This window comes from Klebsiella sp. CSG-1 (assembly GCF_056521145.1).
On the sequence record NZ_JBWNLD010000002.1, the window covers coordinates 232,900 to 250,114 of the forward strand.

The following is a 17,215-nucleotide window of genomic DNA, read 5'->3' on the forward strand; positions in this document are numbered from 1 at the left end:
GGGGCGAGGGGGACTCAGGCCATAATCCGCGCGGCCCATACGCTGATATCGTCGCTGCTGCCAAGGTCCGGCTGCACCAGACCGTTGACCATAAAGGTAGGCGAGACATGAATACCGTTCTGTCGCGCGTATTTGCAATGCCATTTAATTTCAGCCTGCAGCTCAGGGCGGGCGAAGGCCGTAGAGAGCAGAACCTGGCTATAGCGCTCAATGCGCTGGATAATCTGCTGCGGCGTGGTCTCCATATTCGGTCCGCTGCAATGGTCGGTAAATTCAAACTCTTCGCGATGGTCGGCGACGGCTTTTAACACCCTGTGCGCCTGCTCTCTGCCGTGCGGGAGCGTCGAGGCGGCAAGAATGCAGCGCACGATGACGCCGGAGAAAAGATGCCATGGCTGCGACTGCAGACGAATCTTGATGGTCACATTATCCGCGCCGACTTCGTCCAGTAGCTCGTCGAGCTTATTGAATGCCCGGACGGAAAACGGGCAGGTTGGCTCAAGGAAAACCTCAAAAGTACGTGGGCCGTGGCCCCAGACCAGCGGTTGAGCCTGCAGATGCGGTTGTGCGCTCATAATCAACTCCTGACGTTGTCTCATTCTTCGTTATGATTCCCTGAATCACCCGGGCTGTTGTCAACGGCAATGCAACCTGAAGTATTACGGGGAGATATTACAAATAACGATATCACTTTTACCCAAAGGCGCCGGGTTATTTTCCCGCAGGGCACGATCGCTGAATCCAATGAGTGGTATCATCATTTCACCTCTGTCTGGTAAGTGCCTGTGGCAGGATAAGAAGAGGGAGTTTTGTTCCGCCAACTGCCCGGGCTGCATTAATTTGAGGTCAGGCTAATGAGCAAAGGATCGACAAGTAGTGATGCCCCTTTTGGTACATTGTTAGGCTACGCGCCGGGGGGCGTAGCAATTTATTCATCGAATTACAGCAGTTTAAATCCGCGCGACTATCCGGATGACGCGACGTTCCGCAGCTACATCGGCAGTGAGTATATGGGGCATAAATGGCAGTGCGTTGAATTCGCGCGCCGCTTTTTGTTTCTCACCTACGGCTTTGTCTTTACCGATGTCGGCATGGCCTATGAAATCTTCTCCCTGCGTTTTCTGCGTGAAGTGGTCAATGACAATATTCTGCCGCTGCAGGCTTTCGCAAACGGCGCCCGCCGTCCGCCGATGGCCGGTTCGCTGCTGATTTGGCAAAAGGGCGGTGAGTTCAAGCATACCGGCCATGTTGCGGTGATTACGCAGCTGGTCGGCAATAAGGTCCGCATCGCCGAGCAAAACGTGATTCACGCTCCGCTGCCGCAGGGCCAGCAATGGACCCGCGAATTAACGCTGGAAGTGAAAGACGGTTTCTACACCATCAAAGATACCTTTGCCGATACGGAAATATTAGGCTGGATGATTCAGACCGCCGATACCGAGCACAGCCTGCCGCAGCCGGTGCTGCCGGGTGAAGCGATGGCGATTCAGGGCGCGAGATTGCCGAATAAAGGCCAGTTCCGCGGTAACTGGCTGAACGAGAAAGATTCGCTGCAGAAAGCCTACGTGGCCGCCAACGGTCACTTCATCAATCAAGATCCCTATCAGTACTTCACCATTACCGAAAGCGCCGAGCAGGAGCTAATCAAAGCGACCAACGAGCTGCATTTGATGTACCTGCACGCCACCGATAAGGTGATGAAAGATGACAATCTGCTGGCGCTGTTTGATATCCCTAAAATTCTCTGGCCGCGCCTGCGCCTCTCGTGGCAGCGACGCCGTCATCATATGATTACCGGCCGCATGGATTTCTGTATGGATGAGCGCGGGCTGAAAGTCTATGAATACAACGCCGACTCCGCCTCTTGTCATACCGAAGGCGGGCTGATCCTCGAACAGTGGCTGAAGCAGGGCTACTACGGCAGCGGACACAACCCGGCGGAAAATCTGCTTGATGAGCTGGCGGGCGCCTGGAAACACAGCCGCGCCCGTCCTTTCGTGCATATCATGCAGGACAAGGATCTGGAGGAGAACTACCACGCGCTGTTTATCCAGCGCTCGCTCACGCAGGCGGGGTTCGAAAGTAAGATCCTCTTTGGCCTTGATGAGCTGCACTGGGATGCCGCCGGGCAGCTGATCGACGGCGACGGGCGTCTGGTGAACTGCGTCTGGAAAACCTGGGCCTGGGAAACCGCCATCGAGCAGGTGCGTGAAGTCAGCGCCGATGAGTACGCCGCCGTGCCGATCCGTACCGGACATCCGCAAAACGCCGTGCGGCTGATCGACGTGCTGCTGCGTCCGGAAGTGCTGGTCTTCGAACCGCTGTGGACGGTGATCCCCGGTAACAAGGCCATTCTGCCGGTACTGTGGTCGCTGTTCCCGAACCACCGCTATCTGCTGGATACCGATTTTGTGGTCAACGATGAGCTGGCGAAAACCGGTTACGCGGTGAAACCTATCTCTGGCCGCTGCGGCAGCAACATTGATTTGATTGGTCCGAAAGACGAAGTGCTGGATAAAACCAGCGGGCAGTTTGTCGATCGTAAAAATATTTACCAGCAGCTCTGGTGCCTGCCGAAAGTGGATGGTAAATACATTCAGGTGTGTACGTTTACCGTCGGCGGCAACTACGGCGGTACTTGTCTGCGCGGCGATGATTCGCTGGTAGTCAAAAAAGAGAGTGATATCGAACCGTTAATTGTGCTGAAAGACAGCGACGGCCGGTAGCCGGCAGCCCGGACAGCGCCGTAAATGACCTGTCCGGGCAACAAATCCTGCAAACACGATAAGTCACAAAGACAACAACAAGACAGAAAAGGAAAATAATATGCACGACAGGCGACTCGCCGCCCGCGCGGGTGAACTCAAGCCCTCCGCCGTCCGCGAACTTCTTAAGCACAGTAAACTGCCCGGCGTTATCTCACTGGGCGGCGGGATTCCGGCTCCGGAGCTGTTTGATACCGAAGGTCTGAATCTGGCTGTGCAACAGGTGATGAGCGGGCGCTTTAACGATGCATTTCAGTATGGTTTGACCGAAGGCTACCCGCCGCTGCGTCAGGCCGTGAGCGAACTGTGTCAGGCGCGCGGCGTTGACTGCCAGGCCAGCCATGTTTATATCACCTCCGGTTCTCAGCAATCGTTGGATATTGTCGCCCGTACGCTGCTCGATCCGGGCGATGCGGTGGTGGTTGAGCGCCCGACCTACCTGGCGGCGCTGCAGGTATTCCAGTTAGCGCAGGCCAATATTCTCAGCGTGGATACTGATGATAACGGGATGCTGGTCGAACAGCTGGCCGACCTGCTGGAAACGACCCGCGTCAAAGCGGTTTATCTGGTGCCCACCTTCGGCAACCCCGGCGGAAAAACCCTGAGCGAAGATCGCCGCCGCCGTCTGGTGGAACTGGCGAAGCAGCATGATTTTGTCATCATCGAAGACGACCCCTATGGCGAAATCAGCTTTACCGATGAAGTCCGCCGTCCGCTGTATCAGCACGCGGTTGAGCTGGGCTGTGAAGATCAGGTGGTCTACACCTCCACCTTCTCCAAAATTCTCGCTCCGGGGATGCGTATCGGCTGGATTGTGATGCCGGACTGGCTGGCGCAGCAGACGGTGATCGTCAAGCAGGCGGCGGATCTGCATACCAACATGCTGTCGCAGGTGATCACGGCGGAATATCTGGCGATGAATCGCCTGGATAACCAGATCGCGCTGATCCGTGAGGATTATCGTAAGAAGTGTGTGGCGCTGGCGGATGCGCTGGAGTCGCGACTCGGGGAGCACATTGCCTTCAGCCGACCAAAAGGCGGGATGTTCCTGTGGGCTCGCTTCCGCTATTCGTTCGATACCATGGAATGGATGAAGAAAACGCTGGCAAACGGCGTGGTGTTTGTCCCTGGCGAAGCGTTCTATCACGATAATCCGGATACCCGTACGCTGCGTCTGTCCTACTCTACGGTCTCGGAAGAAGGGCTGATGACGGCCGTTGAACGTCTGGCGAAATCGCTGTAGCTATATAAATAACTCCGCGCCGCCGGGCGGCACGGAGTGTTAATCTGGTTTAATCGTTTTCGGCGATGCGGTCATCGAGCCAAATCAGCATCAGTGAGGAGAGAAATGCAACGCCGAGTGTGCCAATAAATAGCCACATAAAGAATACCTCAGAGGTTTTTTATTATTTTTCTGCTTTTACCGGTGAGTGATTGTTTCTGTTGATCATCGTGACTTTCGTCGCGGACTGGGAGGTGGCGAGCGTGAAGAAATCATCAGCATCAATATCAAAATTCAGCACGATTTCCCTGTATTTCCCGCAGTGAATTAACTCTTTCGCTTCTTGCATACTACTTGCTGTTATTGTCGGCATCGTCTTATCTCGTGTGAAAACTGGTTAGCAAAGTAAGAGCTTGTGCATATCAGATCAACTCTTTTTTATCGCCACCGGTAAGATCTGTTTTCCTTATTTTTTAAAGGGACAGCGCGGGCAGAATACCATTGCGGGACAGGGTGCCGCCCATTGCCGTCTGGCCTGTGATTTCAAAAGCAGCGTTAACGCTGTTTTTCGCTCATCAGCTGGCGGCAGCGCGGCTGATCCTGACCAATACTCTCTTGTTCTTGTTGGCTGAGCTGCAGCCAGGTCTGACGCATACGTTCGCCAAGTGCCGGGATATAGTGGTTTTTGTGCAGCGCGTAATCGGCATTGCCGCCTTCGACAATATTTTCCATATCGCGAAGAAACGCCTGGCTATCCCGGTGGTCGATGACACAGAAAACCGAACGGTACCAGGCCATCTCTTCTTCGGAGTAGCGGGGCGTAAACCACCAGACAAGCAGCGCGATGAGCGCCAGCAGCGGAATAATAAGCGGTAATTTCTTCAGCATGGATTAGTCAGGGAGAGGAAACAGGGGGCGTAGTGTACCTGCTGCGCAAACGGGATGACATCCCGGAGGTCTTTTTTACCTCCGGGCGAGCGGGACAGGTCCCGTTAGCGCGGTTATGCGCTAACGGTAAAAGAGCTATAACAGACCGCTCTCTTTTGCGGTCCGGTCGATAGCGCGTTTGGTCTTCTCGACCAGCTCATCCAGTTCGCTGTGGCTGGCAATCAGCGCGGGAGCCATAATCATACGCCCCAGCGTAGAGCGGATAATGACCCCCTCTTCAAAGCCGATAGTCCGGCAGCGCCAGGCCAGATCGTTTTCATTCGCAAAGCGTTTGCGGGTCGACTTATCTTCGGCGAACTGCAGAGCGGCCACGAGGCCTGTGCCCTGGATTTCGCCAATCATCGGGTGGTGGCTAAACACTTCACGCAGCGTTTTTTGCAGATACGGGCCGGTATCGTCACGTACGGTGGTGACCCGGTTTTCATCGCGCAGTGCTTTAAGGTTGGCAATGGCGACGGCCGCAGCGACGGGGTGGCCGGAATAGGTCAGACCGTGGGCAAAGACGCCGCCTTTCTCAACCAGCACCTCGGCCATCCGTTTGCTCAGCACCAGGCCGCCCATCGGAACATAGCCGGAGGTCAGCCCTTTGGCGATGGAGAGCGTATCCGGCTCAAAGCCAAAATACTGGTGCGCAAACCATTCGCCGGTTCTGCCAAAGCCGCCAATCACCTCATCGGCGCACAGCAGCACGTCGTATTTGCGGCAAATGCGTTGAATCTCCGGCCAGTAGCTCTCCGGCGGGAAGATCATCCCGCCCGCCCCCTGGAACGGTTCGGCGATAAAGCCCGCGACGTTCTCCGCGCCGAGCTCCAGGATCTTCTCTTCCAGCTGGCGGGCGCAGCGCAGGCCAAACTCCTGCGGCGTCAGGTTGCCGCCGTGCATATACCAGTAGGGCTCATCAATATGCGCCACGTCGGGAATCATCCCCCCCATGGCATGCATGGCTTTCATGCCCCCGAGCGCGGTGGCGGCGAGGGTAGAGCCGTGGTAGCCGTTCCAGCGGCCAATCATCACCTTTTTCTGCGGCTTATCGAGAATCTGCCAGTAGCGACGCACGGTGCGGATCAGCACTTCATTCGATTCAGAACCGGAGTTGGTGTAAATGGCGTGGCTGTAGTGCCCGGGCAGCAGGCTGAAAAGGAGTTCGGACAGCTCAATCACCGTCGGGTGCGTGGTGTGGAAGAACATATTGTAATAGGGCAGCTTCGCGAACTGCGCCGCCGCGGCATCCGCCAGATCCTGGCGGCTGTAGCCCAGCTGGGTACACCACAGTCCTGACATACCGTCCAGATACTTGTTGCCGTCATTGTCCCACAGGTACAGGCCTTCGCCGCGTACCATGACGCGCGGTCCTTCAGCGTTCAGCGCTTTCTGGTCGAGAAACGCGTGGATATGGTGTGCGGCATCCCCGCTTTGATACTCGGTGGTGGATCGCGTCGGGTGAATCGGGTAAGTCATGTTATCTCTCCTGTAAGCGGAATCAGGGCAAGGCAAGGCCGTTGCCTGCTAGCGAAACTGGAACCAGGTCGTTTTAAGGGTGGTGAATTTGTCGAAGGCATGCAGCGACAAATCCCGACCAAAACCAGACTGTTTATTGCCGCCAAACGGCACGGTGACGTCCAGCGCATCCACGGTATTGACCGATACCGTGCCGGCGTTAAGCCGTCCGGCTACGCGGTGCGCGCGGTGCAGATCGTCTGTCCAGATCGACGCGGCGAGGGCATAAATATGGTTATTAGCCAGCTCGATGGCCTGCTGTTCATCATCAAAAGGGATAGCGGCAAGCACCGGGCCGAAAATTTCATCTTTCCACAGCGACATCTCTTCGTGCACCCCATCCAGCAGCGTGGGCTGAACGTAGTTGGCGATCCCTTCAATCTCGACCTCACGGCCGCCGGTCAGCACGCGTGCGCCGGCCTGTTCGGCAGAACGGATCGCGCGTATGACCTTTTGCGCATGCGCCGCGCTGACCATCGCGCCCATTTTGGCTGCCGGATCAAAGGGGTGAGACGGTGCCCAGGCTTTCATTTTGGCCTCTACCCGGGTGATAAAGTCGGCATAAATCGCGCGTTCTACCAGCAGCCGTGAGTTGGCGGAACAGACTTCGCCCTGGTTAAAACAGATACCGAAAGCGGCTTTCTCCGCCGCCAGGTCGAGATCCTGGCAGTCAGCAAAGACGATATTGGCGCTTTTACCGCCGCACTCCAGCCAGACCTGTTTCAGGTTTGACTGCGCGGAGTAGGTCATGAAGGCCTTGCCGACGGCGGTCGAACCGGTAAAGGTGATGACATCAATATCGTTATGCAGCCCAAGCGCGGCGCCCGTTTCGGTGCCGGGACCGGTCACCACGTTCAGCACGCCTGGCGGGAGACCCGCTTCGAGCGCCAGTTCACCCAGGCGCAGTGCCGAAAAAGGCGAGTTTTCTGAGGGTTTGAGGATCACGCTGTTCCCGGCGGCCAGCGCCGGCCCGAGTTTCCAGCAGGCCAGATCGAGCGGAAAGTTCCACGGTACGATTGCCGCCACCACGCCGACCGCTTCACGAGTGAGGGTGGCGAGCGACCCGTTACGCGTGGGGGCGACCTCGGCGTAAATTTTATCGACGCTTTCAGCGTACCAGGCCAGGACGTGCGCCGCGCCGGGAATATCAACATGCAGCGCATCGTTGACCGGTTTGCCCATGCTGGCACTTTCAAGCAGCGCCAGCTCTTCACGGTGTTCGAGAATCAGCGCGGAGAGCCTGAGCAGTACGGTTTTGCGTTCCTGCGGCGCCAGAGCGGACCACACGCCGGAGGCGAAGCTGGCGCGGGATGATTTTACTGCAATATCAATATCGTCTGCTTGCAGCGCCGTCACCCCGGCGAGCACGTTATTGGTCGCCGGGTTGACGGCCGGACAGACTTTACGGCTGATGGCGAGGTAGGGACGACCATCAACGATCGCGTGGCTGATAAAGTGTTGCTCCCGCAGTTTGTCCTGCCAAAAATTTCGATCAGACATACCAGACATGCGCCTCTCCCTTGATGTGTTGCTTATTTGTTATTGATTTGTTGCTATTGATTCATGATGCAGGAGGGGGCAGCGACGAGAAAGGACTAAAAATCTAGCTAACCTCTATAAAAAACGTAGCTAGTCCCGGAAAGGGGATAATTCTCCGGGGCGTGAGGGGCGGTTATTTCTGTGACGGTATTCATAAAATTTACGCGGATGAATTTTTAATGTTTTGTATTTAAAAGGATATTATTTTTATGCTTCGCTTTTATGAGCACAGCACCCGCTGCCTTTTAAATACATTAAATATTGTTTGATTTAATAACAGGCAATGAAAAAAAGATGAATGACCCTCATTCCTTGCGATCTGATGCCGCATGCTTGTCGTTGGCTCGCAGCTTTCCTGCGCTTTGTCTGTTAATTTTCTGTAAAAATACGACCCGAGTCGGATTGTTGATCTTTTTCCGCTGGCGGGGTTGCCGGCGACGGGGAGCATCGTTTAAAGCTATTTAGCTTATCTCTCTGAGAATAAAAAATAAGGTGTCCCATGCCCCATTTCACCCTGAAGCAGCTCAAATACTTTGTTGCCGTTGTCGAAGCAGAGAGTATTGCGGAAGCCTCCAGACAGTTACATATCGCCCAGCCGTCAATTTCCATTGCGGTTAAAACCCTGGAAGATATGTTTGAACAGCAGTTCTTTATTCGCCACCATGCGCAAGGGGTTTCGCTGACCCCCAGCGGACAACGCTTTTATGAAAAAGCGAAAGAGCTGCTGCGGCTTTCGTATCAGTTTGAGCAAAATTCAAAAGCGGATAATGAACTGGTCTCCGGCATTATTTCATTAGGCTGTTTTGAAACGGCGGCGCCGCTCTATTTACCTTCGCTGATCGCCGGATTTAAAAAAATCTATCCCGATATCACCCTCAAAATTTGCGATGGGGAGCAGCATGAAATTACTCACGGTCTGCACCGCGGTCGTTTCGATCTGGCGTTTCTCTATGATCTTGAGCTGGATAGCGCGATTCACACCGAAAGCCTCAATGCGCCGCAGAAGCCTTATGCCCTGCTGCCGGCACATCATCCGCTGGCGCAGCGGGCGACGGTGAAACTCTCCGAGCTCAATAACCTGCCGATGGTTCTGTTGGACGTGGTGCCAAGTCGAAACTATTTCATCAGTATTTTCAAAGATAAAGGGTATAACCCTCAGGTTGCCTATAGCTCGCCGTCTATTGAGATGGTGCGCTGTATGGTCGGCCAGGGGCTGGGTTTTTCCGTGCTGGTAACCCGTCCGGTTTCCGACATGACCTACGATGGCCAGCAGGTGCGCTGCGTGGAAATTCAGGACGAGATGGCGAACTCGACGCTGGTGATGGCGCACCTGCGCAGTAGCGAGCCGACCAAACCGACTAAACTGTTTATGGAATATTGTCGCCATGCGGTGCTCAGCCCGGCGGACATTGATGCGCGGGTGGCGTAAATTCAGCGGAGAATAAGAGACGGCTCGCCCTGTTGCGGGCCGTATCAGTCTCTGCCGGTGATGTTAAATATAAAAAAACGAGCCTCTGAATATATTTTTAATAGGCTTGATGGCTTGCGATTTATTTTTTATGAATAATCAGGCGCTCGCCGGATTATCTTTTATCGGTAATCTGCTAGAAATAATATTTTTATTCAGTAGATTCAAGATACTGCGTTCTGCATCACTATTTTATTCTCAGGTTCTAAATTTATAATAATTTACCTGCTTGTTACGGTTTATTAACCTCGGTCCTGCGCAGTGGTTTATTCCTGGCGATTGAACACCATTCGAAGGACACATTTATGACCGTAGAAAAAACGAACATTGATACGTTGATTGTTGGCGGGGGTCAGGCCGGTATTGCCATGAGTGAGCATCTGACAACGCTGGGGATCTCACATCTGGTTATCGAGAAAAACCGCATCGCCGAAGCCTGGCGAACCGGGCGCTGGGACTCGCTGGTGGCAAATGGTCCGGCGTGGCATGACCGTTTTCCGGGGATGGAATTTAAAGGGGGAAATCCCGACAGCTTCATTCCCAAAGACGATGTGGCGGAATACTTTGAAGATTACGTCAGGGCCTTCAATCTGCCGGTGCGTACCGGCGTTGAAGTCAAAAGCGCGGTGCGCAACAGCGGGCGACCGGGGTTTACCATTGAGACCACGGAGGGCGTCATTGAGGCCCAGCGTATTGTTGCCGCGACCGGGCCGTTTCAAAAACCGGTCATTCCACCGATTGCGCCGCAAGAGGGCAGCATTCATCAAATCCACTCCGCCCGATACTACAACCCGCAGCAGCTTCCTGAGGGCGCCGTGCTGGTCGTTGGCGCGGGTTCTTCCGGCGTGCAGATTGCCGACGAGCTTCAGCGTGCCGGCCGTCGGGTCTATTTATCCGTCGGCGCACACGACCGCCCGCCGCGCGCATATCGCAACCGGGACTTCTGCTGGTGGTTGGGAGTGCTGGGCATGTGGGATGCCCCCGCCAGCGCCCCGGGCAAAGAGCATGTCACTATCGCCGTCAGCGGCGCTCATGGCGGGCACACCGTGGACTTCCGCGAGCTGGCGCATCGTGGCATCACCCTGGTCGGGCTGACGAAAGCCTTTGAATCCGGGACGGCGACCTTTCAGCCGGACCTGTGCGACAACATCCGACGCGGAGATGAGAACTACCTGGCGCTGCTGGATGCCGCAGATGCCTACATTGCGGCCAATGGTCTGGATCTGCCGGAAGAACCTGCTGCCCGCGAGTTTTTACCTGACCCGTCGTGTATGACTTCGCCGATCCTCTCTCTGAATCTCGCGGAGGCGGGGATCACCACCATTATCTGGGCGACCGGCTACGCCGTGGATTACAGCTGGCTCAACGTGAATGCTTTTAATGAGCAACGCCGTCCGCAGCATCAACGCGGCGTCTCCAGTGAACCCGGGGTCTATTTTCTCGGACTGCCGTGGCTGTCACGCCGGGGATCTACCTTCATCTGGGGCGTCTGGCATGACGCGAAACACATTGCTGACCATATTGCCACCCAGCGTAAGTACAGCCAGTACCAGGCCGCCGATCGGCGCTGAACGTTCGCCCACTAAACAGGATAAAAAAGATGCCAACGCATACCCGTATTCGCATGTTTAATACTAAAGAGACTTACCCCAATCAGAGCCTGGATAACGATTTATGCCAGGCGGTTCGCGCCGGGAATACCGTCTACGTGCGCGGTCAGGTGGGAACCGATTTTGCCGGTAACCTGGTCGGTTTGGGCGACCCGCAGGCTCAGGCCGAGCAGGCGATGAAAAACGTCAAACAGCTGCTGGAAGAGGCCGGAAGCGACCTGTCGCACATCGTGAAAACCACGACCTATATCATTGACCCGCGTTATCGTGAGCCGGTGTATCAGGAGGTGGGGAAATGGCTGAAGGGGGTTTTCCCGATCTCCACGGGGCTGGTGATTTCCGCGCTGGCGCAGCCGCAATGGCTGATGGAGATCGATGTGATTGCCGTCATTCCCGATGATTTCGTGAAGTAAGGAGCGACGATGACCTTTTCTATCGCAGCATATTGCCCGGAAAGCGGGCAGTTTGGGATTGCGCTCAGCTCCTCCAGCATTGCCGTCGGCGCCCGCTGTCCCTGGCTACAGGCCGGGGTGGGGGCGGTATCCAGTCAGAACATCACCTTACCGGCGCTGGGTCAGCTGGCGTTAGCGCAGCTGGAACAGGGACTAGCGCCGGATATCGCGTTGCGCAGGGCGCTGGCGGAGGATGATTTCAGCCGCTACCGGCAGATTATCGCCATCGACGCCAATGGACAAACCGCCGCCTTCAGCGGCGATAAAACCCTCGGTATCTATCATGTTGCCGAAGGAGAAAACTGTATTGCCGCTGGAAATATGCTGGCCAGCACGGCGGTTATTGAGGCGATGGTGGCGGGGTTTCAGCAGAGCGAAGGCGAAATGGCGCTGCGCCTGCTGGCCGCGCTACAGGCCGGTCTGGCCTGCGGCGGTGAGGCCGGTCCGGTCCACTCTGCGGCGGTGAAGGTCGTGGATGATTATTCGTGGCCGCTGGTGGATTTGCGCATTGACTGGAGCGAGGACGATCCCATCGGCGAGCTGGCCGCGCTCTGGCAGGCCTATGAGCCGCAGATGCAGGCCTATATCACGCGCGCGCTCGACCCGCGGGAGGCCCCCAGTTACGGAGTACCGGGCGATGAATAATGAGCTGCAGTCGATACTGGCAACGCTACTGGCTTTTGATACCACCAGTCGCGAATCCAATCTCGAGATGATCGATTACATAAACCGCTTTCTGAGCGGTTTTGGCATTGAATGCCGGCTGTTCTACGATGACGACGGCAAAAAAGCCAATCTTTACGCCCGCCTGGGGCCGCCGGGGCCAGGGGGGGTAATGCTCTCCGGCCATACCGATGTGGTGCCGGTTGACGGCCAGCGCTGGACGGTCCCTCCTTTTGCACTTACCCTCCGCGATGGCCTGTGCTACGGGCGCGGCAGCACCGACATGAAGGGCTTTATTGCCTGCGTGCTGGCCTCTGTTCCCGCTTTCCTCGCACAACCGTTAAACATGCCTCTGCATCTGGCCTTTTCCTATGATGAGGAGGTGGGATGTCTCGGCGTCCGCAGTCTGGTGAACCATCTCAAAGCCTCAAAGGATAAGCCTGCGCTGTGCATTATCGGTGAGCCGACGGAGATGCGCCCGGTCTACGGCCATAAAGGCAAACTAGCCATGCGCTGCCATATTCACGGTAAGGCCTGCCATTCGGCCTATGCTCCCGATGGCGTGAATGCCATCGAGTATGCGGCGAAGCTGATTACCCGCTTAGGCGTATTGGGTGAAAAGCTGGCGCTCAGGCAGGATGCGCGCTTCGACCCGCCGTACAGCACCGTACAGGTGGGGCTGATTACGGGCGGCGCGGCGCTCAATATTGTGCCTGAACGCTGCCAGTTCGATTTTGAAATCCGCCATTTGCCGGATGTGTCGCTCGCTGAGACGCTCTCCGGGCTGCAGGCGTATGCCGAAGATGAACTGGAGCAGGCGATGCGCGCGGTGGCGGAGGAGGCAACGATCCGCTTTCAGCCGCTCAGCCAGTATCCCGGCCTGCTGAGCGATCCGCAGTCGGCCTTTGCCGGTTGGCTGGCGCAATGGGCGGGAAATGATACGTTCTCCACCGTCGCCTTTGGCACCGAAGGCGGGCTGTTTGACGAAGCGGGTGTGGCAACCTTGATTTGTGGGCCGGGAAGTATGGAGCAGGGGCACAAGCCGGATGAATTTATTGCCCTGACGCAGCTGGATCAATGTCTGGCGATGCTGGATAACCTGCGCCGCTGGATGGCGGCCTCCTGAATCTTTTGCGCCCGGGGCCGGGCGCATTTCCGTCATTCTCTGTTCCCGCATTTTTTCCGCTCTCTATTTTCGCTCAGGCCGTTCTTTAATTCTCCGCGGTCGTTTCCTGTTGCCCGCCAGCAATAAAAAAAGCTCCGGAATCTGTCCGGAGCTAAATGATTACTGAGGGAATCTGTGGCTTTAAATTTTCTCTTTCACAAAGGCCATCTTCTTGACCGTCTTCGCTCTGGAGAGGTAATAATAGACAGGAGAAACAACCAGCAAACCAATAATCCATGATAAGTCAGCGCCGCCAAATGACAGCGCAACAGGTCCGCTTTAGATCGCCGTCGACATAAACGGCACCTCCACGGCGATTCCCAGTAAATAACAGAAAATAGCCGTGGTATTAAAATAACCGTAGATTCCGCCATCGCGTTTAAAAAAGGACTCAACTTCATATTCGCCATGAGCGACCAGATAGTAATCCACCAGATTAATCGCCGTCCACGGCACCAGCACGTATAACAGCACGGTGATAAAGTTGGTGTAGATTAATAAAAAGTTTTCCTGACCATAGATCGCCAGCGATATTTCGAGAATCATCGTCAGGATGGCGGTAATTATTCTGGCGCGGGCCATCGGCGACCAGCCATCAATAAAAGTCTGGCCCAGGGTCAAGGTGCAGAGAACCCCGCAGTACAACATCATGGAGTTCGTGGCGGCGATCCCCAGTGCCAGTACCACAATGACCAGGGTGCCCATTCCACCGGTCAGATCTATAATGCCTTGAATAATATCATCATTACTAATACAGATAGCCACCAGCACGCCGAGGACCATCGGCAGGTAGGAGCCTAAAATGCAGCCAAAATAGCTGGCATAAAAAACGCTTTTATCGTTGGTGCTGTAGGGCATATAGCGTGAATAGTCAGAGACATAGGGGGCATAGGCCAGTTGCCACAGCGCCGCTATGGATACCGCGCCGAGGAAGCCAACTTTGTTAAAGCCGCCGCGATCGAGGAAATCAACCGGCAGGCCATGTACAAACACGATCCACAGAAATGTGGCGGCCAGTACAATACCGGAAATCCACGACATAATTCTGGCGTAGGAGTGGATGATTTTATAGCCAAAGATGGTGGCGAATAAACTGAGCGCCCCGACGATAATAATCCCGACGTCGGCGTTCATCGGCTTATAGATAGCGTGCATTGACTGCCCGCCTAATACCAGGCTGGAGGCGGTAAATCCGATATACATTAATACCACGATCGATACCACCAGTACCGACCCGTAGGAGCCAAACTGTCCCTTAGTTTGCACCATTTGCGGCACGCCGAGCCTCGGACCCTGCGCCGAATGTAATGCCATAAAAAGACCGCCAACCAGGCTGCCGATCAGCAGGGCAATCACGGACCAGAAAAAAGAAAGGTGGAAAATGGTCACCGACATGGCACCGGTGATCACGGTTAATAACATGATATTCGAGCCGAACCAAATGGTAAAAAGATCGCCAGGTTTACCGTGTCGCATATTAAGAGGAATAGGTCTTATGGTATTACTTTCGAGGTTTTCAACATGAACGGATTGAGGTTTAGTCATGGTGCTCTCTCATCACTGTAGGGCTAAATCAGCGTTAGATGGATATTCCAATGAGGAGTACAGCTAATCTACTCATCATAACATTTCGTTTACTATTGTCACAATCTCGCATCATTTTAGAAATTATTAAAAATGTCGAACGTCGATATAAAAAAAATGCTTTACCTGCGTCCTCGATCCTGAATCAACGCGCTGAATAAACCGTTAAATCTATTTTTTAGCGATTTATGCTGCTTTAATTGAGATTTAATAATTAACCCGCTGGAAGGTTATTTTCAGACAGATAAAACTCCGTAGCGATGGCCATTGCCTGGAATGATTGGTTGTACAGTCGAATGAGAAAGGCCTGCTAAATATGTGGAAAAGCGATCATCCCGGTATTAAGCAATGATATTTATGAGGGAATAGCACTTACACTCTGAAAATCAGTCTGTTACACCATGGTATACAGTGATTGAGGTGTTGAAAGGATGGCCCAGGGCAATAAATTGTGCGTGGCGCTTCACAATGAAATGCATTTATCGGGAGTGTGCAGCAGATCAATATTTACAACACCTGGTACTCTCTTTTCTCTTTATTTTGTCGCGAATATCGCGGCTGGAAACGGCTGTCGTCCCCCGCTATTGTGCCGGGGATAACAGCCTCTGACCGGGCAGAGGCTGTCTGTGCTCTCAGCGGTCAGTAGCCGACGGTGTACACCCGGCCGCTCTGTATCCCTTCCACGCTGCGGCGATAGGCCTGAGCAACGGCGGCAGCGGGGACGCTGGTGAAGCCGGGGAAGAAACCGTCATAAGCGGCGAGCGACTCCGCCAGTACGGTGGGGCTTATCAGGTTGATACGGATCCCACGCGGCAGTTCGCAGGCGGCGGCGCGGACAAAGCCCTCCAGCCCGGCATTCACCGTTGTGGCGTTGACGCCCTGGGCAATCGGTTCATGGGCCACAATGCCGCTGATAAGCGTAATCGAACCGCCTTCATTGAGATAATGCTGCCCGGTTAGCGCCAGGCGGATTTGCCCCAGCAGTTTGTCCTGCAGGCCCTGGTTGAAATCCCGGTCCGTCATGGACGCCAGCGGGCCAAAGAACAGATTGCCGGTAGCCGAGACAATCGCATCGACCCGGCCGACTTTTTCAAAGAGAGCTTCGACGCTCGGCTGAGAGGTGATATCCACCTGAAGATCGCCCTGAGTGCGACCTACGCGAATGACCTGATGTTGACGGCTCAGTTCTTCGGCGACGGCGCGCCCGACGGTACCGCTGGCACCAATAACGACGATTTTCATGGCTGACTCCTGATCGGTTGTGAGCCTCTATTCTTTAATGAAACAGTTATCGGATAAACTGGCTAAAAGTTAGATGATTACTAACCAGAGGTTTGTAATATGGATAAGCTACGCGGAATGGAGACGTTTATTGCCGTGGTGGAGTGCGGCAGTTTTACCGACGCGGCATCGCGGCTGGAGATGTCGGCGGTCATGGTCGGTAAATATATCGCCCTGACGGAGCGAGAGCTTGGCACCCGACTGCTTGAGCGCAACACCCGGCGCCAGAGTTTGACTGATGCCGGGCGCGTCTATTATGAAGAGGCCAAACGGGTACTTGAACAGGTCGCGATTGCCGAAAGCTCGGTCGAACGATTGCGACTGGCGCCGGCCGGGACGCTGCGCATCAGCGCGCCGACCTCTTTTGGCGCCTGCGTGATTGCGCCGCTGACCGCCTCGTTTTTACAGGCGTGGCCGGATGTTCGCATCGAACTGGATCTGACTAACCGGATGATCGATCTCGTCGATGAGGGCTTCGATCTGGCGATCCGTATTGGTGATATTCACCACACCGATCTGGTGGCGAAATATCTCTGTCCTTATCGGATGGTGATTTGCGCCGCGCCCGCTTACCTGGCTCGTCACGGTACGCCAGTCGTACCGGCGGATTTGGTCGATCATCGTTGTCTGTCCCATACGGTGTGGACGGCGCGCAATGAGTGGACATTGCCGGGCGCGCAAGACACGGTGCGCTGGAAGCGCGATGCGATTCTGCGCTGCAATGATGGTTACGGCCTGCGCATGGCGGCGATAGCCGGAGCCGGGCTGCTGCTCCAGCCGGAGGTTTTACTGAGCGAGGCGCTGGCCAGCGGCAAACTGGTGCGGGTGCTGGAGGCCTATACCCCCCATCCGCGTCCGGTACATTTACTCTGGCGTCAGGATCTTCGCCCGCTGCCGAAGCTGACCCGCTTCGTAGAGCATGTGCTGAAAGAGGGAAAACGCTATTTATGAACGGCGGTCAGCGAGACGGCTATTTTAAGGCCGCCTGGCGAAAGCTGGCGCACCTGCGTGCGGCCTGTCA

16 protein-coding genes are annotated in these 17,215 nt (G+C 55.2%); 9 read left to right on the forward strand and 7 right to left on the reverse strand.

Going from position 1 to position 17,215, the window contains the following annotated elements; translation table 11 throughout:
• Window positions 1-14: 14 nt before the first annotated feature.
• Window positions 15-575 (reverse strand): DsbA family protein, encoded by a 561-nt coding sequence (locus tag AC007G_RS05650; RefSeq protein ID WP_004867687.1) that lies wholly within the window; start codon window positions 573-575, stop codon window positions 15-17.
• Between the two features lie 69 nt (window positions 576-644).
• Between AC007G_RS05650 and AC007G_RS05655 the strand changes: the two genes are divergently transcribed.
• The 3 genes from AC007G_RS05655 to AC007G_RS05665 all read left to right on the forward strand — a co-directional run bounded on the left by AC007G_RS05655 (window position 645) and on the right by AC007G_RS05665 (window position 4,008).
• Window positions 645-779, forward strand: a complete 135-nt coding sequence (locus tag AC007G_RS05655) for a hypothetical protein (protein WP_306417341.1) — start codon at window positions 645-647, stop codon at window positions 777-779.
• Between the two features lie 75 nt (window positions 780-854).
• The gene (gene gss, locus AC007G_RS05660) at window positions 855-2,726 is read left to right on the forward strand and encodes a bifunctional glutathionylspermidine amidase/synthase (protein ID WP_032690705.1); all 1,872 of its coding nucleotides are present in this window, start codon (window positions 855-857) and stop codon (window positions 2,724-2,726) included.
• Window positions 2,727-2,826: 100 nt separating this feature from the next.
• Entirely contained in the window at window positions 2,827-4,008 is a 1,182-nt protein-coding gene (locus AC007G_RS05665) for an aminotransferase-like domain-containing protein (protein ID WP_032690706.1), read from the forward strand.
• 163 nt (window positions 4,009-4,171) lie between these two features.
• On the opposite strand, the gene AC007G_RS05670 is transcribed toward AC007G_RS05665, so the two are convergent.
• The 4 genes from AC007G_RS05670 to AC007G_RS05685 form a co-directional block, all read right to left on the reverse strand.
• Window positions 4,172-4,360: a hypothetical protein gene (locus tag AC007G_RS05670; RefSeq protein WP_032690707.1), complete on the reverse strand. Its 189-nt coding sequence runs from the start codon at window positions 4,358-4,360 to the stop codon at window positions 4,172-4,174.
• A 182-nt stretch (window positions 4,361-4,542) separates the two neighbouring features.
• On the reverse strand, window positions 4,543-4,875 hold the full coding sequence (locus AC007G_RS05675; RefSeq protein WP_032690708.1) for a hypothetical protein: 333 nt from the start codon (window positions 4,873-4,875) through the stop codon (window positions 4,543-4,545).
• A 135-nt stretch (window positions 4,876-5,010) separates the two neighbouring features.
• Window positions 5,011-6,393 (reverse strand): aspartate aminotransferase family protein, encoded by a 1,383-nt coding sequence (locus AC007G_RS05680; protein WP_046853446.1) that lies wholly within the window; start codon window positions 6,391-6,393, stop codon window positions 5,011-5,013.
• 48 nt (window positions 6,394-6,441) lie between these two features.
• Window positions 6,442-7,932, reverse strand: a complete 1,491-nt coding sequence (locus AC007G_RS05685) for an aldehyde dehydrogenase (protein ID WP_144274276.1) — start codon at window positions 7,930-7,932, stop codon at window positions 6,442-6,444.
• Window positions 7,933-8,470: 538 nt separating this feature from the next.
• Between AC007G_RS05685 and AC007G_RS05690 the strand changes: the two genes are divergently transcribed.
• The 5 genes from AC007G_RS05690 to argE all read left to right on the forward strand — a co-directional run bounded on the left by AC007G_RS05690 (window position 8,471) and on the right by argE (window position 13,290).
• Window positions 8,471-9,400 (forward strand): LysR family transcriptional regulator, encoded by a 930-nt coding sequence (locus AC007G_RS05690; protein WP_032690710.1) that lies wholly within the window; start codon window positions 8,471-8,473, stop codon window positions 9,398-9,400.
• A gap of 344 nt (window positions 9,401-9,744) precedes the next feature.
• A complete protein-coding gene (locus AC007G_RS05695; protein WP_032698775.1) occupies window positions 9,745-11,010 on the forward strand; it encodes a flavin-containing monooxygenase in 1,266 nt (421 codons plus the stop codon).
• 29 nt (window positions 11,011-11,039) lie between these two features.
• Window positions 11,040-11,462, forward strand: a complete 423-nt coding sequence (locus AC007G_RS05700; RefSeq protein ID WP_004867660.1) for a RidA family protein — start codon at window positions 11,040-11,042, stop codon at window positions 11,460-11,462.
• A 9-nt stretch (window positions 11,463-11,471) separates the two neighbouring features.
• Complete coding sequence (locus AC007G_RS05705) at window positions 11,472-12,146, forward strand: DUF1028 domain-containing protein (RefSeq protein ID WP_032690712.1); 675 nt, start codon at window positions 11,472-11,474, stop codon at window positions 12,144-12,146.
• On the forward strand, window positions 12,139-13,290 hold the full coding sequence (gene argE / locus AC007G_RS05710) for an acetylornithine deacetylase (protein ID WP_032697569.1): 1,152 nt from the start codon (window positions 12,139-12,141) through the stop codon (window positions 13,288-13,290). Before AC007G_RS05705 ends, argE begins: the two co-directional genes overlap by 8 nt.
• Before the next feature lie 318 nt (window positions 13,291-13,608).
• Here argE and AC007G_RS05715 read toward each other — a convergent pair whose 3' ends face one another.
• Both AC007G_RS05715 and AC007G_RS05720 read right to left on the reverse strand, forming a co-directional pair.
• Window positions 13,609-14,874, reverse strand: a complete 1,266-nt coding sequence (locus tag AC007G_RS05715; protein ID WP_479466554.1) for a purine-cytosine permease family protein — start codon at window positions 14,872-14,874, stop codon at window positions 13,609-13,611.
• Window positions 14,875-15,552: 678 nt separating this feature from the next.
• Complete coding sequence (locus AC007G_RS05720) at window positions 15,553-16,155, reverse strand: short chain dehydrogenase (protein WP_032698778.1); 603 nt, start codon at window positions 16,153-16,155, stop codon at window positions 15,553-15,555.
• Window positions 16,156-16,254: 99 nt separating this feature from the next.
• On the opposite strand from AC007G_RS05720, the gene AC007G_RS05725 reads away from it, so the two are divergent.
• Window positions 16,255-17,145 carry a LysR family transcriptional regulator gene (locus tag AC007G_RS05725; RefSeq protein ID WP_046853448.1) on the forward strand — a complete coding sequence of 297 codons (891 nt, stop codon included), beginning with the start codon at window positions 16,255-16,257 and terminating at the stop codon, window positions 17,143-17,145.
• Window positions 17,146-17,215 lie beyond the last annotated feature (70 nt).

Excerpts from the sequence above, each read along its gene's own strand:
- AC007G_RS05715 (WP_479466554.1), bottom strand. The coding sequence starts at position 14,874 with ATGACTAAACCTCAATCCGTTCATGTTGAAAACCTCGAAAGTAATACC.
- AC007G_RS05670 (WP_032690707.1), bottom strand. The coding sequence starts at position 4,360 with ATGCCGACAATAACAGCAAGTAGTATGCAAGAAGCGAAAGAGTTAATT.
- AC007G_RS05680 (WP_046853446.1), bottom strand. The coding sequence starts at position 6,393 with ATGACTTACCCGATTCACCCGACGCGATCCACCACCGAGTATCAAAGC.
- AC007G_RS05705 (WP_032690712.1), top strand. The coding sequence starts at position 11,472 with ATGACCTTTTCTATCGCAGCATATTGCCCGGAAAGCGGGCAGTTTGGG.
- AC007G_RS05720 (WP_032698778.1), bottom strand. The coding sequence starts at position 16,155 with ATGAAAATCGTCGTTATTGGTGCCAGCGGTACCGTCGGGCGCGCCGTC.
- AC007G_RS05690 (WP_032690710.1), top strand. The coding sequence starts at position 8,471 with ATGCCCCATTTCACCCTGAAGCAGCTCAAATACTTTGTTGCCGTTGTC.
- AC007G_RS05695 (WP_032698775.1), top strand. The coding sequence starts at position 9,745 with ATGACCGTAGAAAAAACGAACATTGATACGTTGATTGTTGGCGGGGGT.
- AC007G_RS05700 (WP_004867660.1), top strand. The coding sequence starts at position 11,040 with ATGCCAACGCATACCCGTATTCGCATGTTTAATACTAAAGAGACTTAC.
- AC007G_RS05655 (WP_306417341.1), top strand. The coding sequence starts at position 645 with ATGCAACCTGAAGTATTACGGGGAGATATTACAAATAACGATATCACT.
- AC007G_RS05650 (WP_004867687.1), bottom strand. The coding sequence starts at position 575 with ATGAGCGCACAACCGCATCTGCAGGCTCAACCGCTGGTCTGGGGCCAC.
- AC007G_RS05675 (WP_032690708.1), bottom strand. The coding sequence starts at position 4,875 with ATGCTGAAGAAATTACCGCTTATTATTCCGCTGCTGGCGCTCATCGCG.
- argE (WP_032697569.1), top strand. The coding sequence starts at position 12,139 with ATGAATAATGAGCTGCAGTCGATACTGGCAACGCTACTGGCTTTTGAT.
- gss (WP_032690705.1), top strand. The coding sequence starts at position 855 with ATGAGCAAAGGATCGACAAGTAGTGATGCCCCTTTTGGTACATTGTTA.
- AC007G_RS05685 (WP_144274276.1), bottom strand. The coding sequence starts at position 7,932 with ATGTCTGATCGAAATTTTTGGCAGGACAAACTGCGGGAGCAACACTTT.
- AC007G_RS05725 (WP_046853448.1), top strand. The coding sequence starts at position 16,255 with ATGGATAAGCTACGCGGAATGGAGACGTTTATTGCCGTGGTGGAGTGC.
- AC007G_RS05665 (WP_032690706.1), top strand. The coding sequence starts at position 2,827 with ATGCACGACAGGCGACTCGCCGCCCGCGCGGGTGAACTCAAGCCCTCC.